Below are 16,742 nucleotides of genomic sequence, written 5' to 3' on the forward strand. Positions count from 1 at the left end.
ATTTCACTCCTTCGCCATAATCTTATCACAAAACATTGTACATATTGCCTAAATGATCTTCATTCTTTTTGGTTTTGCTAAACAATGATATCTACGGCATAAGAGAATAAAATAAAGCTTGTAAGACGGAAATGTGAAAGTAGTAACATTCTCGCGGTTTATTTCTTTTTAGTTGAAATGAACAATAGGTCAGAGAAATGGAGGAATGAAATTGGTAGATATGAATGTGGTCTCAGAATTTTTAACTGCAGCTGAAGCAGGTGATAATAACGCTCTGAAAGGTTATTTACAACAAGGTGTGGATATTAATTCTCAAAATAAGCGCAAACGTACAGCAATTTTACTTGCTGCGATGAATGATCAATTAGAAACAGTAAAATTTTTAATTCAGGAAGGGGCAGATATTGACCTTCAAGATCAAATTTGTTTAAACCCATTTTTGTATGGATGTATAAATGGAAAGTTAGAGCTTGTGAAAATAATGCTACAAGCAAACACAGATTTAGAGCGTTTAACACGCTTTGGCGGTGTAGGGATTCATCCAGCAAGTGAGAAGGGCTTTGTTGAGGTAGTTCGTGAACTTGTAACGACTACGGATATCAATGTCAACCATACAAATATTTGTGGATGGACACCATTGATTGAAGCCATTCTCCTCAATGATGGGGGAGAAAAGCAACAAGAAATAGTTCGTCTATTAGTTGAACATGGAGCAGATACACAATTAGTGGATCAATATGGTGTGACACCATTAACAATGGCTAAAGAAAAAGGATTTACTGAAATTGAAAAAATTCTACTAGAAGCAGGAGCGAAATAGTAGTACTCCTACGACATAAAGAGGGTGTACATATGATACATGCCAAATCGGGTGATGATTATTTCCTGCAGCAAATAGTGGCGACGTTTAAGGGAACGGTTCACAGCGTGTTTAAACATGCCTTAAATATACGGAGTGATGGTAATGATGAAATTTTTACACTTGCTACGAAGGCAATGGATCGGGCACCCAATACACTTGTCATTGATCTTGATACATTGGATCACCTGGGCATTCAGCAACATGACAGGGTATCGGTTCGCCATAATCAACTATTAATAGAAGAAAAATTAATAATAGCGATCCCTACCGCCTCTCGTTGGCAATGTCAGCTACCTATTTATCCAGCAAATTGTACAAGCTTAAAAATGAATATGATCCGTGTAAAACAATCCATTGATTTACATGGGAAAGGCGGCGGCATAAAACGTAATGATTCTCCCGTCAGTGAATTTGAAGCGGAGACATCGAGATTATTACAGCAGCGCACAACTTTACTTTATGAGGAAATATTGAATCAACGTTTGGATCGTTTTCAGGCATATGCAGCTGATTTAGTAGGCTTGGGGCCAGGGCTAACACCATCAGGGGATGATTTTTTAGTAGGCTTATTTGCTATCATTCACTTACAAAATAGCCCGTGTTCTATGTATAAACCTTTGTGTGAAAGCGTCATCAAAGTGATTCAGCCTTTGACCAATGAGATTAGCTTTACAACATTGAAGAAGGCAGCATATGGACAAGTAAGGGAGTCCATCTGTTCATTCATACACGCCATTTTATATGGCACAGAAGTGGAATCCATTGAGGCTCTGGGAAAGGTGCTTGCTATTGGCTCCTCCTCAGGAACAGATATTGCCTTAGGACTGATAAGTGGCTTAGAAGCCAATATAAAATTAGGAGGATAATGATGAGTATTAAAGTCGTAATTAAGCGCAACACATATTTTGATTCAGTGTCATTGATGTCTCTATCTACAAAAGCGAATCAAATTGAAGGCGTCGAGCAAGCAATTATTGGTATGGGTACGGAGATGAACAAAGGAGTCATTCGTAACGTTGGTTTGATGACGCCAGAAGTGGAGGAAGCAACAGCAGGGGACTTAATGATTATTGTTAAAACTGCTAATGCGGATCAAACAGAAAGCGCTTACCTAGCAGTGGAAGAATTACTAACAAATAAAGATAAAGCACAAGCAAAAAGTGATATTAAATATGCAACGATTGATTCAGCTGCACAAGGAATTCCTGATGCAAACTTTGCGGTCATTTCTGTCAATGGGGCATTTGCCGTTCGCGAAGCACGCAAAGCACTTGAAAATGATCTACACGTGATGCTTTTCAGTGATAATGTGAGCGTTGAAGACGAAGTAGAATTAAAAACTTTAGCACATGAAAAAGGCTTATTAATGATGGGACCAGACTGTGGTACCGCTATTATTGGTAATACAGGACTTTGCTTTGCAAACGCTGTAAGAAAAGGCAATATCGGTATCGTAGCGGCATCTGGTACAGGTAGCCAAGAAGTAAGTGTTCGCATTCATGACTTCGGTGGTGGTATCACACAACTGATTGGTACTGGCGGAAGAGATTTAAGTAAAGAAGTGGGCGGTATGATGATGCTTGATGGAATCAAAGCACTAGATGCCGATGAAGCCACTAAAGTGATTGTACTTGTATCGAAGCCACCTGAAGCAAGTGTTGAGAAAAAAGTACTCGCACAAATTAAAGAATGCAGCAAACCGGTAGTGGTTTATTTTATAGGTGGTAATGAAGAGGCTGTAGTGGCAGCTGGTGGACAATTTGCTAAAACATCGAAAGAAGCAGCCTTAAAGGCAGTCTTACTAGCAGGTATTGATGAAGCAGGTATTAACAAACGTGCGCTTAACATTCCATTAGTTGAAGAGGTTCGTGCAAAATTAGCGCCAGAGCAAAAATACATTCGTGGGTTATTCTGTGGCGGTACGCTTTGTGATGAATCTATGTATCTAGCTATGGAAAAATTAGATAATATTTACAGTAACATCCAAAAGAATCCTGATTTCTTATTGAAAGATATCAATGTGAGTCAGGAACATACATTCATTGACTTCGGTGATGATGATTTTACAAATGGTAAACCACATCCAATGATCGATCCGTCTTCTCGCATTGAGCGCTTCTTACAAGAAGCAAAAGATCCGACAGTTGGTGTCATTGTGATGGACTTCGTATTAGGCTTTGGCTCTCATGAAGACCCAGTGGGTGTTATGCTTCCAGCCATCATTGAAGCTAAACAATTTGCTGAAAAAGAAGGTAGACATTTAGAGATCATTGGGTATGTCCTTGGAACAGACTTAGATACGCCAAACATAGATGAGCAAGTGGAAAAATTAGTCGATGCAGGTGTTACACATGCAAGCAGTAGTACAAATGCAGGATTACTTGCTAGAGAAATGGTGTTGAAAGGAGAAAATCATGAGTAAGATTAATGAACTTTTCACAAGTAAAATTAACGTAATTAACGTAGGTATTGAACTTTTTAAGGATGATATATTAGCACAAAATGCAAGTGCTACACACCTAGAGTGGTCACCACCGGGTGGAGGTAAGCCAGAAATTATTGCAGCACTAAACAAAATCGATAAAGCAGAACTTGCTGAAAAAATCGAAGCAGCAAATCGTCTTGCAGTGGAAAAAATTGTGAACTCTCAACCAGTGCTGATTGGTTTCGATCAAGCCATCAATGTTGTACCTGGCATGACGAAAAAAACAATTTTACACGCAGGACCACCCATTACTTGGGAAGATATGAATGGCCCAATGAAGGGCGCTGTGATGGGTGCTCTTGTATTCGAAGGATTAGCAAAAGATTTAGAAGCAGCAGCAGAGGTAGCGGCGTCTGGAGATATTACATTCTCACCTTGCCATGAGCATAATGCAGTTGGTTCAATGGCTGGGGTAACATCTGCTTCGATGTTTATGCACATCGTTGAAAATAAAACGTATGGCAATATCGCCTATACAAATTTAAGTGAGCAAATGGCAAAAATCTTGCGTATGGGTGCCAACGATGACAGCGTTGTCGAGCGATTAATATGGATGCGTGATGTGTTAGGACCAATTTTACGTGATGCAATGAAATTAAATAAAGACGGCATCGATCTACGATTAATGCTTGCACAAGCGCTCCACATGGGTGACGAATGTCATAACCGTAATAATGCAGGTACAAGCTTATTAATTCAAGCATTGACACCATATATCTTAGAAACAGATTATCCTGTTGAACAGAAGCGAGCAGTATTTGATTTCGTGGCAAGTAGTGATTATTTTTCAGGTCCTACATGGATGGCATGCTGTAAATGTGCATTAGATGCTGCACATGGAATCGAATATAGTACTGTCGTGACAACAATGGCACGTAACGGTGTAGAATTTGGTGTTCGTATTAGTGGCATGCCAGGTAATACATGGTTTACTGGCCCAGCACAAAAAGTAATCGGACCGATGTTTGCTGGCTACAAACCAGAGGATTCAGGTCTTGATATAGGGGATAGTGCTATTACAGAAACTTACGGTATTGGTGGTTTCGCAATGGCTACTGCACCAGCAATCGTTGCTTTAGTAGGTGGAACAGTGGATGAAGCAATTGGTTATTCTCGTAAAATGAAAGAAATTACGACGACAGAAAACCAAAATATTACCATTCCATTATTAAACTTCATGGGAATTCCTACTGGTATTGATATTCGCAAAGTCATCCAATCAGGTATTCTTCCAATTATTAATACAGCTATCGCACATAAAGAGGCTGGAATCGGTATGATTGGTGCTGGTATCACAAATCCTCCAATGGAAGCTTTTGAAAAAGCATTAATTACAATTAGTGAGAAGTGGGCTTAAGCCCACTTCCTATAAGTAGGAGGAGCTTTCTATGGAACACGCAAAAATTGAACAGTCCAATCAAGATTATAGAGCACTTGGCTATTCGGAAGAACTTTTACCAAAAGGTCCTCAGGAAAGAGACTGGGGAATCTTTAACTACATTACCGTGTGGATGGGCGCAGTTCACAATATTATGTCTTATATGACGGTTGCAGGGTTTTTTGTCTTAGGATTATCAGTTAATCAAGTTTTCTTAGCCATTATGCTTTCAGCAGTAATCGTCTCAGCAGGCTATTGCTTAAATGGATATTCCGCCTCTAAATATGGCATTCCGTTTGCCATATTACTAAGAGATTCATTTGGAGTAAAAGGCTCTATTATTCCGGCGTTATGTCGAGGGTTGATTGCTGGGGTTGTATTCTTTGGTACGACGACCGTTGTGGGCGCTCAATCCCTTAATGTATTATTTGCAAGATTCATTCCGAACTATATGTCTATTGGTGGAGACTTCACTATTTTTGGCTTAGATGTTCCGACTATGATTTCTTATATTATTTTATGGGTAATTACAGTTTTACTTTTTTTAGGTGGCATGGATATGCTAACAGTCTTCGGTAAATACTCATCACCGATTGTTTATATTTTCATTATTGGCGCAGCGATTTGGGCAATTAATATTGCTGGAGGAATTGGACCAATTTTAGAATATAAGCCTTCTACAACGATGGAAAGTCCATTGGTCTTTATTGCATGTGTTAGCGCATTGGTGTCTAACTGGGCTGGTCCAATTGTAAATATTGCAGATTTTACGCATAGAGCTAAATCGCCAAAAGCAATGATCTATGGCTTATCCATCGGTATGATCGGCTCGTATCTATTATTTGCGATTACTTGTATTAGTTTAATAGCAGGGACAGAAATTGCTTTTGGGCAACCAATTTTTAATATTGTAGATGCTATTGATAAAATTCAAAATCCCTTTTCAGTAATTGTATTAATTTTAGCTTTAAATGTAGGCGCAACAGCTTTTGTAGTTTTTGGTAATTTATTACCATCTGGATTGCAAATGACAACTTTATTCCCTAAAGTATTTACGGTCAAAACAGCAGGTATTTTAACAGCGATTATTGGCACAGTCATTTTGCCTTGGAAACTAGTATCGAGTACAGAAACGTTATTTTTCTTTTATAGTTTTATAGGCTCTATGTTTGGACCGATTGCAGGTATTATGTTGTCTAGCTTCTTTATCGAGCGTAAAAGACGTTTAGATTTATCTATGATTTATGTGGAAGAAGGTCATAATGGAGCTTATAAATCTGGCTATAACATCGTAGCATGTATCGTTCTATTAATAAGCTTCCTCTTACCAATGTCAGGTGCTTTCCTGAAAAGTGTGCCGTTTTTAGTACAGCTAAATAACTTTGCTTTCTTTAGCGGACTGATCGTGTCATTCATTTTATATACGCTGTTATATAAATTTAATCAGCAAAATGTTCAAAATAGTGTAGAAAAAGAAGTAGGGGTGTAGTAGTGAATAAATTAGTAATTGTAGCAATCGGCGGTAACTCGTTGGTAAAAGATAGTGGAAGTGAATCTATTCAAAGTCAGCAAGAGGCAGTTGCTCAAACTGTCGAGCATATCGCGGATATGATTCAGGAAGGTTATAAAGTGGTTGTCACACACGGCAATGGTCCACAAGTTGGTTTCACTTTACAAAGAAGTGAAATTGCTAATGAAGTATCAGGCATGCCAGCAATTCCGTTAGTAAACTGTGTGGCTGACACACAAGGTGGAATTGGCTATTTAATTCAACAAGCATTAATTAACGAACTGACTAAACGTCAAATTAATAAAAAGGTAGTCAGTGTGATTACACAAGTTGAAATCAATGAACATGATCCCAACTTTATTAACCCTACAAAGCCAGTTGGTTCATTCTTTACAAAGGAGCAAGCGGAGGCGATGCTAGTAGAGCATCCAGATTGGAAAATGGTAGAGGATTCTGGCCGTGGCTACCGTCGCGTTGTGCCTTCACCAAAACCAATCGATATCGTGGAAAAAGAGGCGATTAAATCATTAATTGATAATGATTATGTCGTGATCGCTGTAGGCGGTGGTGGAATTCCAGTTGTGAAAAAAGAAAACAATGTCTATGAGGGTGTAGATGCAGTCATTGACAAAGACTTTGCAACAAGTCTATTAGCGGCACAAGTAAATGCGGATTCATTAATTATTACAACGGGTGTTCCGCGTGTGTTTATTAACTTTGGAAAACCTGAACAACAAGCACTTGAAGAAATTACTGTTGAGGAAACAAAGCAGCATGTTCAAGATAATCAGTTCCCGCCAGGAAGTATGCTACCAAAAATCGAAGCCAGCTTAAGCTTCTTAGAAAATGGTGGTCATCGAGTAATTATTACAAACCCTGAAAGTCTGAAAGAAGCGATCAATAATCAGGCTGGTACTCATATTATTAACTAGGAGGAATCACGGTATGGATTATATTCAACTAGCTGTTGACAAAACAAAAGAAGGCATCGATCAAAATATTGGTGGACCATTTGGTGCAACCATTGTAAGAGGTGATGAAATCATCGCTGTTGTTGGCAATACAATGATGCGTGATACAGACATCACTGCACATGCAGAAATAGTAGCCATTCGTGAAGCCTCTAAAAAGCTTGGCACAATGGATTTATCCGATTGTGTCATCTACGCTACTTGCGAACCATGTCCAATGTGTGTGGGCGCTATTATTTGGTCGGGTATTAAAGAAGTTCATTATTGTAATACAGCAGAAGATGCTCATGTACATGGCTTCTCTGATATGCATCTACGTGATTACTTAACGGGTAAAGATAAAAGTGTCCTGAACATGCAAAAAATTGAAACGACTGAAGAATGTGATGCATTGTTCCATCATTTCAATGACAAAATGGCTAATAGTAAATAGATTAGAGCAGTCATATACTGCTTAAGTCTTTCCAGTGAATTAGAGTAGGGATCTCGTTATGGAGAATCCCTTTTCTAATTTTCAACCAAAAAGGTGTAAAATAGATACTATGACAAGCGTACATTTGGTCTGATTTTCATCTTCGTAATTCTTCAAAAGGAGCTGTTTACATGATCTATAAAGAACGTTATCAACAATTACTAGATAAAATGAATCAATATAATTCAGGCGAAAAAGGGATTACGAGAGTTGCCTATACGAATGAAGAACAGGCTTGTTTACATGCCTTTATTCGTTTATGTAAAGATGAAAATCTTCAAATTCATATTGACCATTGTGGAAATCTTATTGCTCGAAGAGAAGGCAGTGTGCCAGGATTGCAGCCTGTTGTCATGGGATCTCATTTAGATACTGTCTATCAAGGCGGTAAATATGATGGCGTTGTAGGGGTAACCGCTGCCCTTGAGGTCATCAAGCGATTAAACGAGCGATCTATTGTGACAGAGCATCCAATTGAAATTATCGCCTTTGCCTGTGAGGAGTCTTCAAGATTTGGTGTGTCAACAGTAGGCAGTAAAGCAATGGCAGGATTAATTGATAAAGAAAAATATCGCCATTTAGTCGATCGAGATGGTATTACGATGGAGCAGGCTTTTGCTCATTGTGGACTTGATTTTAGTAGTGTTGATCAAGCGACAAGAGTAGAGGAAGGATTCCATGCCTTTTTCGAATTGCATATTGAACAGGGACCACTGCTAATTAACTATGAAAAGAAAATTGGTATTGTCACAGGGGTAGCAGCACCAGTTCGCTTATTAATGAAGTTAAATGGAAAAGCGTCCCATTCAGGCACGACTCCAATGAATATGAGAAAGGACGCTCTTTTAGGAGCATCCGAATTGGCATTAGAATTAGAAAAAGCGGCGATAGCAGAGCAGGAGTTTGGCACTGTGGCAACTGTTGGAATACTAGAGGTTGTGGCAGGCTCGATGAACGTAGTTCCAGGTGAAGTGGAGTTAACTGTAGATATCCGATCATCCTCTGTGGAATCGAGAGAACGTGTGCTTCAGCATTTTTATACGGTTATTGCAAACGTTCAACAAAAGAGGCAGCTTGCGATTGAATACAATGTCATTAGCTCAGAGGATCCTGTCCAGCTTTCTCCAAAGCTAATGCAAGATTTAGAAACAATTTGTGTAGAGAAGAAACTATCCTATCAATATATGCAAAGTGGAGCAGGTCACGATTCTATGAATATGACAAGGCTCGGACCAGTTGGCCTTATTTTTATTCCTTCAGTGGATGGTTTAAGTCACCATCCAGATGAACATACGGAGCTTGAAGATATATTAATAGGAATCGATGTTTTAGAGGCAGTTGTGCTAAGATATGCTTCAGTCAGCTAATTAGCAAGCATCAGTTGAAGACGCTACATGTATGGCCAGTGTCATCCCGTGAAGGCAATACAACAAAGGCACAAAATCGATTCCATCATTAAAAGACGACCTTCCTTGTTAGAAAGTCGTCTTTTTCATGTGAATATGATGCATTTGTGGTTGCTTTTGGTTTCCGATTTTTAGTTGAATCAGAATCATCACAAGGACGATGATGATCATGCCAATAATAGCAGTTGTAAAATTGCCTGTGAAATCTCGAACAAGACCGACAAAGAAGGGGCCAAATGCAGCAAATACAAAGCCAACTGATTGTGTCATAGCAGCTAAGAAGCTAGCCTCGTGAATATCTTTGGCCTCATCAATTGGTAATGTTAGCCCTAATGAGAAAAGCCCACCTGCACCAAGGCCAATCAGAATACTGCTCAGCCAAGGATTATAAGAAAACAGTAGCATCAATAAACCAATTAATTCTAATGATGAACTACCTACTAGCCATACGGCTCGATGCTGAAAACGGTTATTTAATATAGGCACTAAAAATGTAGCTGGCATTTGGGCAATTGTTAATAGTGTCAGCATCATTCCAGCGTCGTGTTTGCTATAGCCTAAATTTTCTGCGATGGGAGGTAACCAAGCCATGATGGTATAAAACATAAAGGCCATTAACCCAAAAAAGCCTGTTAAAAGCCAAGCCTTTTGATTCATTAACATTTGCTTCACACTGTTGCTCTTACTAGGTGAATTTGTGACTGATGCAGTAACTGCTTTTTGTTCAATTGGCTTCCACCAAAAGAATAAAGCGATTAAAGCAAGAATAGCCCAGGAGGCAGAAGAAGCTTGCCATGAATGAAAAAAATTGCTTAGTGGAATAGAAAGCCCAGAGCCAAGTGCAGCTCCTACTACAAGTGCTAGCGAGTAAATCCCCACTACACGGGAAGGGTTCGCAAATTTCTCCTTAATATAGCCCGATAACAGTGGTCCTACGATGGCAATGCCAATGCCTGATAACAAGGCTGTTACTAGCATGACCCAGGCAGTATTAGCAAAATATCTGGTAGCTGTTGCTAGTCCAATAAGAATAAGAGCGTAAGCGATAGTTCGCTCGATGCTCCAGCGATTAGCTAGTTTGATTGCGAAAGGTGCAAATAAGCCCATACATAGCACAGCTAAAGAAGTTAGCAAACTAGCAGTAGCTGCGCTCATATGTAAAGTCTGGCGAATAGTTCCTAATAAGGGGGACACCGAAGTAATGACAGGCCGTAAATTAAAAGAAGCTAAAATAATGGCAATAATTGGTACGATTTTGTGTTTTATATTCATTGTCTTTCCTCTCCGTCCTATCAAATAAATAGTAAGCCTAAATTGAAGTCTATCTGAATTAGAATGATTGAACAATACTATTATTACTATTACAATGATAGTTAGAAACTATGATAGGGCGTGGTCTATGTGGAAATACGGCATCTGCATTATTTTATGGCAGTCTATGAGGAGCTACATTTTACAAAAGCTGCTGAGAAACTTGGCATCTCTCAGCCAACGTTAAGCCAGCAAATACGTGTGCTGGAGGATGAGCTAGGAATGCCATTGTTCGATCGTATTGGCAAAAAAATTGTTGTGACTGAGGCAGGCTCTCTTTTGTTTAGCTATACAACAGAGGTATTTAATACATTACAAAATGTCAAAGATTCGATTAAAGATTTACAGGGGCTACAAGGGGGACAAATAAGTATTGGCATCATGCCATCTGATCTTGATTATCGGATTACACAGCTTGTTATTGATTTCCACCAAAAATTTCCAAAGGTAAAATTAAAGATACTTGCTTCCATCGATATTATGCGGCAGGTTCTCGAAAATGAAGTGGATATCGGTATTGGGACGAATGTAGAATCAGATGATCGATTGGTCATTATTCCTTTATGTAGAGAGGAATATGTACTGACCGTTTCAAAGGAGCATCCATTGGCACAGCAAACAGTGATCCCAATTGCTGAATTAGAAGGACTTCCTATGGTGATGTATCCAGAAGGTTTTCTTGGTAGAGAGATAGTAGAAGAGGCTGTAAAAAAGCATGGTTTTCACATTCATTCTATTCTTGAAACAAGCTCTGTCACGTCCATTATGAATCTCGTTCGAGCCAATATTGGTGTAACGGTGCAACCCTATCCTTTGCTCCAACAAATGAATGATCCTAGTTTGTGTAGTATACGAATTTCAAATGGTGCTCCAAGCCGAAGCCTATCCATTATTTTCCGTGTAGATCGCTATGTTAGTCAGGCAACTACTGCTATGATTGAGCAAATTAAACATTACTTTAAAAGTAAATAGGGTTAACAAAAAGGAAGATATAAAAATATGTTCCTTTTTTTGGGGAGTTCACATATACTATTTATAAACCGACAGTCAGTCTAATTTGTAGGGCAAGTCCTAGAAGCTTGTGCCTACAATTTTTTAACATATTAAATGACCGACAGTCGGTCTAAAAATAATAAGGGGTGTTTTTTATATGGAAATGCTAGTCAAAGAAAAAGGCTTTTCGAAAGATTTTATCATTATGGTAGCTGGGCAGATTATTTCTATTTTAGGCTCTGCGCTTTTAAGATTTGCTCTTTCACTTTTTGTTTTAGATATAACAGGACGGGCAGATCTTTTTGCTGTGCTTTTCGCTATTTCAAGCCTTCCTGTTTTACTTACACCATTTGGTGGCGCTATAGCAGATCGTTTTAATCGGCGAAATTTAATGGTCCTATTTGATTTTATCAGTAGTGGCATTGTATTGATTTTTTTTATTGTATTACTAACAGACAATCATTCTGTGCTATGGATTGGGTTGGTTATGGTGCTTCTTTCATTCATTAGTGCCATGTACACGCCAGCTGTAATGGCTAGTATTCCGCTATTAGTTAGCGAACAAAAGCTTGAGCAGGCTAATGGGATCGTCAATGGGGTCCAGGCATTAGCAGGAGTGACAGCACCTGTGCTAGGGGGGATACTATATGGAATGCTTGGCCTCAAACTTCTCGTCATAGTAAGTGGTTTATTATTTTTCTTTACGGCTATTGTAGAAATGTTTATGACAATCCCATTTGTGAAACGTAGCTATGATGGTCATTTGATGCCGACCTTAATCAAAGACATGAAAGAAGGTTTTACTTATGTGGTGAAGCAAACTTTTATTTTAAAATGTACGCTACTTGCTGCTTTATTGAATTTACTATTGACTCCACTTTTTATCGTTGGTGTGCCTATTATTCTTCGTGTCACGATGAAAAGTAGTGATACATTGTATGGAATAGGAATGGGGATTATTGATTTTGCGACGATTTTAGGCGCGTTAACGATGGGGTACTTTGCAAAAAAGCTGCGTATTCACACCCTCTATATTTGGGTATTGATGTCAGCCTTTTTGGTAATTCCCATGGCTATGTCTGTGCTCCCTCGCGCCCTTCAAATTGGCTATTATCCATCGTATAGCTTATTTATTGGTTGTGCTCTTATCATTGCGATGATGATGACGATTATCTCCATTTACGTAATGACCCTTGTGCAAAAAGAAACACCAAATGAACAATTAGGGAAAGTCATGGCAATTATGATGGCAGTATCACAGTGTATGGCACCACTTGGGCAGATGGGGTATGGGTTGCTATTTGAGTTCTTTCAAGCCAACATCTATATACCAGTCTTTATAATCTCTGTGTGTGTATTATTATTAGCTTTCGTAACGAAAAGAATATGGCGATTGGAGGTCAAATAAATTGCTAGAACAAAGAAAACCACCTTTTCATTGGTAGTTTTCTTTGTAAAGCGTACTTTGCTAAAATCTTCGGGTTCTTTGACGAGGCCTATGCCTGCTCGTAGGAGTATTGGTAGGATGGGTTGGAAACAGTAGCGTTGGCATATGTTGTGTATTATCTCCTATATGAATAGTAATGGATTCTTCTTCTTGAGGTGAGACTACCTTTTCTTCCTCAAGTTGTGAGTGTTCTACCTCATTTAATAGTGGTGCTGAAGATTCACTATGATGGGTAGTACTTGTAGGATTTGAAGGATTTGTGGGAGCTGTTGATTCTTGATGTGTTACAGGATGTTCTACTGCTGCATGAGGCTGCTGAACAGCATGGACGTCTTTCATAACGAGAATGGGTCGCATCATATCATGATCCTCATGCTCAAGGAAATGACAATGCCACATATAATTCCCGACATGATCTTTCCAATGCATAATAATTTTTGTCACCTTTCCAGCGTCAGCCTTCACAGTGTCTTTCCAACCTCGCTCATAGTCTCTTGGTTCTTCAGGCGGCCCTGTAAATTGTACGATGCCTTCATTTTGATAGATTTCTAAATCAAACGGCCTTCGTTCCAGAATTTTAAATTGAATGAGGTGCAGGTGAATAGGATGGATAAAGGGTGTAGCATTAATAAAGCTCCAGATTTCCACACTATCTAAAGAAGGTTTTTCCGTTGTTGGATCATGGTACATACGATCATTTAAAAGCAACATAGGTCGACCAAACTCATCGGTAGTCGCCGTCAATGGTAGTTGTCTTTCAATATGTGCATGGTGTGGATGTAGATCCATAGAAACGGCAAGTCTTTCTGGAATCTCACTTGTATCTTCACATTTCAAAGGTAAAGTTACTCGAAACTGCATAATCACGTTTGTGTGTTCATCACTGAAATCGGTATCAGTATTAAGTAAGGTAATCTCCTGTCCAGCACAGCTTGAAAAATCGATAATGACATCCGTGCGTTCAGCTGGCAGCAACTCGACAGATTGGATAAGTTGTGGTGCTGATAAGAAACCGCCATCTGTACCAATTTGAAACATTGGTTGATCATTGGAAAGACTGATGACATAGCCTCGTCGATTAGAGCCATTTAGTAAACGAAATCTATATTTACGTGGCTCAACATCTAAAAAAGGCCATAGTTTTCCGTTAACCACTATCGTATTGCCAACAAAGCCTGGTGTGATAGAGGGATGAACAGGCACGGGAAAGGGTGGTTCGTCAGGATAAAACAATGAGCCATCCTCATTAAACGTTTTATCTTGAATTAAAATCGGATATTCATAGTCTCCACATGGTAAATTAGAGCGTTCCTCAAGGGCATCCCTCAGTAAATAAAAGCCTGCTAATCCTGCATATACATTTAAACGTGTTAAAGCCATGGAATGGTCATGATACCACATGGTAGTGCCAGGTTGATGATTCGTATATTCATGTATTTCCTTATTAAATTTTGGACCAGTATGCCGATAGTCTCTTGTGTACCATGCTTCAGGATGGCCATCACTCTGCCAATCCACATTGGCACCATGTAAGTGAGTAACTGTTCTTACTTCTTGTGAATCGTTTGCAGCATGAAGCGTAAAATCTACTGGTAAAAAGTGCTGTAAGGGCAGCTGGTTTTTGTATTTCACATAGATAGTTTTATCTTTAGAAGCTTCTATGGTTGGCCCTGGGTAAAGCCCATTGTAGCCCCAAATTAATGAGTTTGGAAAATGCTTATGAAAACGATGCTGGCCCTCCATCATGACCAATTCGTAATAATCATTCTTCTGTTGCCCTCTGCTGTATTTTGGTTTAGCAATCATTGGTTTTGGAAGTTCATCTACAAATTTTGGAATCGTTGCTGGATCAGAAGGGTTAATTTGCATACTCACAACATCACGTCCCTTTTCGATACTAAAAAAGCTAATTAACTCATCATATGGGTAAAAACAACAGGTAACGAGGACAAAAATGGAGAAAAATGTGTAAAGACATAAAAAAATTACCTACATATTATGATGAGATAAGATGATTCACTTTCAAGCAAACAGATGTAAGATTTTAAAACAATCATCACAAAAGATTTTTGCGTTGTAGGTAATAGTTGGTATCATACGAAAAAGGCGGACTAAGTGAATACATATGTCTTATAATTGAGAAAGCACAAAGTAAACTGGATGATATGGGGTATGGAGAAGTGGTGAAACGGTGGAATTAACATTAGAAGAATTAAATAAAACGATAATGGAGATGCGCACAAAGGGGTATTTAACGAAAGCACTAAAGCTTGCTGATCAAGGTCTTTTAGTCGCATTAGAGAGTAATAACTATCCATATGTCATGGATTTGTACTATCAAAAAATATTAGTTCACCATTCTTTAGGTGACACATTAAGCATGGTTAATCTTATTCATGATTATGAGGCCATTTGTCAAAATTATGGTACGACAAAAGATTTAATGCATTATCATTTAGTAATGTCATTAATCTATGATTTAGTTGGTATCCGTGAAAAAACGGTGGAGATGACGAAAAAATCTATCGCCTATGCACAGGAGCTACAAGATCCTGTCATGCTTGTTCGCTGTCATAATAATCTGTGCTATTTAGAGGTAGAGAAGGGCTGTACAAAGGAAGCACTTCAAGCAGGGCTATTAGCTAGAGAATATAATAAATCTCTTGCTAGAACAATGCCTGATCTAGCAAAATTACATGATATTCGTATTAATAATAATTTAGCAGATGTGTATATTTTAGAAGGGGATTTTAAAAAGGGGAAGGCATTGCTGGACAGTACGTTATCCTCTACTATTATTCATCATCATAAACGAGAAAAAGTAGCGGCATTGTTTGGCTACGGTTTTTTATTTGAAAAACAGCAAAAGCTTGAAGAAGCTGTATTTTATTATAAACAAGCCATAGATCTTGCCCGATCTTATGGAGATAAGCCAATTACAAAAAAAGTGATGCGCTTACTGTTAAATGTATTGTATCAATTGGATTGGCGAGATGAAATTTTTGATGTACAGCGTGAATATATTGATCTCTCGGAAAAAATGAGTGTTGCAAATTTATTACAACAAGTAATGAACTTAGAATTTAAGCGTCAAAAGGAAAAGCTTGAGAAAAAAGCACATTATGATCCATTAACAGGCGTTTTAAATCGACATTTTTTAGACTATGAGCTACAGGAATGGCTCAATGCAGCCGAAATAACACAATCCTATGTATGTATTACGGTTTTGGATGTCGATTATTTTAAACTATTTAACGACACGCATGGTCATTTATTTGGAGATATGATTTTACAGCTTTTAGCTAACAGCTTGAAGGATTTTTTACAGGATGAAGATGTGGAAATTATTCGTTATGGCGGAGATGAATTCATCCTTTGTTTGAGGCATTCTCAGAAGGACTATATCAAAACATTGGTCCATAACACACATGCCTATTTGCTCTCACTAAAGCTCGAACAGGAACAGCAAAGTTATCCCTTAAGGGTCAGTATGGGTGCTTGTGTGAATAATCAGAAAAACTATCAATACAAAGAGCTATTTGAGCAAGCGGATAGCTGTTTATACCAAGCAAAGGCGAATGGCCGTGCTAGCTGTGTGCTATACGAATTATCATAATGACAGGTTCCTATTTACATAGTTAAATAGGAATTTTTCTTGTGATAGGACCATGTTTTTTATGCCCAAAACGAGGCTTCTAAGAGGTGAAATGAAATTTACTGTAGTCATTGTTTGAAAACGTTGTTCTAGCAACGTACAATATATGAAATTAAGAAACACGACAGCACAAAATTGTTGTATAATGTTGTGGTATGAGGAAAGAAAGCAGGTTGACAAAATGGAAAGCAAAATGAATGGTTACACAGTTATAGACACACACATGCATCAGCTATGTGTTATGCCAAAACA

13 protein-coding genes are annotated in these 16,742 nt (G+C 38.5%); 11 read left to right on the forward strand and 2 right to left on the reverse strand.

Annotated elements, in window-relative coordinates:
* Positions 1–211: 211 nt before the first annotated feature.
* The 8 genes from BFM98_RS13610 (at position 212) to BFM98_RS13645 (ending at position 9,045) form a co-directional block, all read left to right on the forward strand.
* A complete protein-coding gene (locus BFM98_RS13610; RefSeq protein ID WP_081011059.1) occupies positions 212–820 on the forward strand; it encodes an ankyrin repeat domain-containing protein in 609 nt (202 codons plus the stop codon).
* 32 nt (positions 821–852) lie between these two features.
* Positions 853–1,728, forward strand: a complete 876-nt coding sequence (locus BFM98_RS13615; RefSeq protein WP_066037659.1) for an oxamate carbamoyltransferase subunit AllH family protein — start codon at positions 853–855, stop codon at positions 1,726–1,728.
* Positions 1,729–1,730: 2 nt separating this feature from the next.
* Entirely contained in the window at positions 1,731–3,284 is a 1,554-nt protein-coding gene (gene fdrA / locus BFM98_RS13620) for an acyl-CoA synthetase FdrA (protein WP_066037660.1), read from the forward strand.
* Complete coding sequence (locus BFM98_RS13625; protein ID WP_066037661.1) at positions 3,277–4,704, forward strand: YlbE family protein; 1,428 nt, start codon at positions 3,277–3,279, stop codon at positions 4,702–4,704. The genes fdrA and BFM98_RS13625 overlap by 8 nt, the downstream gene beginning before the upstream one ends.
* A gap of 31 nt (positions 4,705–4,735) precedes the next feature.
* Entirely contained in the window at positions 4,736–6,214 is a 1,479-nt protein-coding gene (locus BFM98_RS13630) for a cytosine permease (protein ID WP_054550758.1), read from the forward strand.
* A 2-nt stretch (positions 6,215–6,216) separates the two neighbouring features.
* Complete coding sequence (arcC, locus tag BFM98_RS13635; RefSeq protein ID WP_048389956.1) at positions 6,217–7,167, forward strand: carbamate kinase; 951 nt, start codon at positions 6,217–6,219, stop codon at positions 7,165–7,167.
* A gap of 13 nt (positions 7,168–7,180) precedes the next feature.
* The gene (locus BFM98_RS13640; protein ID WP_054550759.1) at positions 7,181–7,639 is read left to right on the forward strand and encodes a nucleoside deaminase; all 459 of its coding nucleotides are present in this window, start codon (positions 7,181–7,183) and stop codon (positions 7,637–7,639) included.
* Between the two features lie 170 nt (positions 7,640–7,809).
* Positions 7,810–9,045, forward strand: coding sequence for a Zn-dependent hydrolase (locus BFM98_RS13645; protein WP_048389960.1), 1,236 nt, complete (start codon positions 7,810–7,812; stop codon positions 9,043–9,045).
* Positions 9,046–9,153: 108 nt separating this feature from the next.
* Here the strand turns inward: BFM98_RS13645 and BFM98_RS13650 are convergent, their stop codons facing one another.
* A complete protein-coding gene (locus BFM98_RS13650; RefSeq protein WP_066037662.1) occupies positions 9,154–10,356 on the reverse strand; it encodes an MFS transporter in 1,203 nt (400 codons plus the stop codon).
* Positions 10,357–10,485: 129 nt separating this feature from the next.
* On the opposite strand from BFM98_RS13650, the gene BFM98_RS13655 reads away from it, so the two are divergent.
* The gene (locus BFM98_RS13655; protein ID WP_048389964.1) at positions 10,486–11,367 is read left to right on the forward strand and encodes a LysR family transcriptional regulator; all 882 of its coding nucleotides are present in this window, start codon (positions 10,486–10,488) and stop codon (positions 11,365–11,367) included.
* A 178-nt stretch (positions 11,368–11,545) separates the two neighbouring features.
* Positions 11,546–12,796, forward strand: coding sequence for an MFS transporter (locus tag BFM98_RS13660; RefSeq protein ID WP_054550762.1), 1,251 nt, complete (start codon positions 11,546–11,548; stop codon positions 12,794–12,796).
* 60 nt (positions 12,797–12,856) lie between these two features.
* Here BFM98_RS13660 and BFM98_RS13665 read toward each other — a convergent pair whose 3' ends face one another.
* Positions 12,857–14,704 carry a multicopper oxidase family protein gene (locus BFM98_RS13665; RefSeq protein ID WP_083225378.1) on the reverse strand — a complete coding sequence of 616 codons (1,848 nt, stop codon included), beginning with the start codon at positions 14,702–14,704 and terminating at the stop codon, positions 12,857–12,859.
* A gap of 322 nt (positions 14,705–15,026) precedes the next feature.
* Between BFM98_RS13665 and BFM98_RS13670 the strand changes: the two genes are divergently transcribed.
* Positions 15,027–16,451 carry a tetratricopeptide repeat-containing diguanylate cyclase gene (locus BFM98_RS13670; protein ID WP_066037664.1) on the forward strand — a complete coding sequence of 475 codons (1,425 nt, stop codon included), beginning with the start codon at positions 15,027–15,029 and terminating at the stop codon, positions 16,449–16,451.
* Positions 16,452–16,742 lie beyond the last annotated feature (291 nt).

The organism is Lysinibacillus sp. AR18-8 (genome assembly GCF_001705465.1).
Taxonomy (GTDB): domain Bacteria; phylum Bacillota; class Bacilli; order Bacillales_A; family Planococcaceae; genus Lysinibacillus; species Lysinibacillus capsici.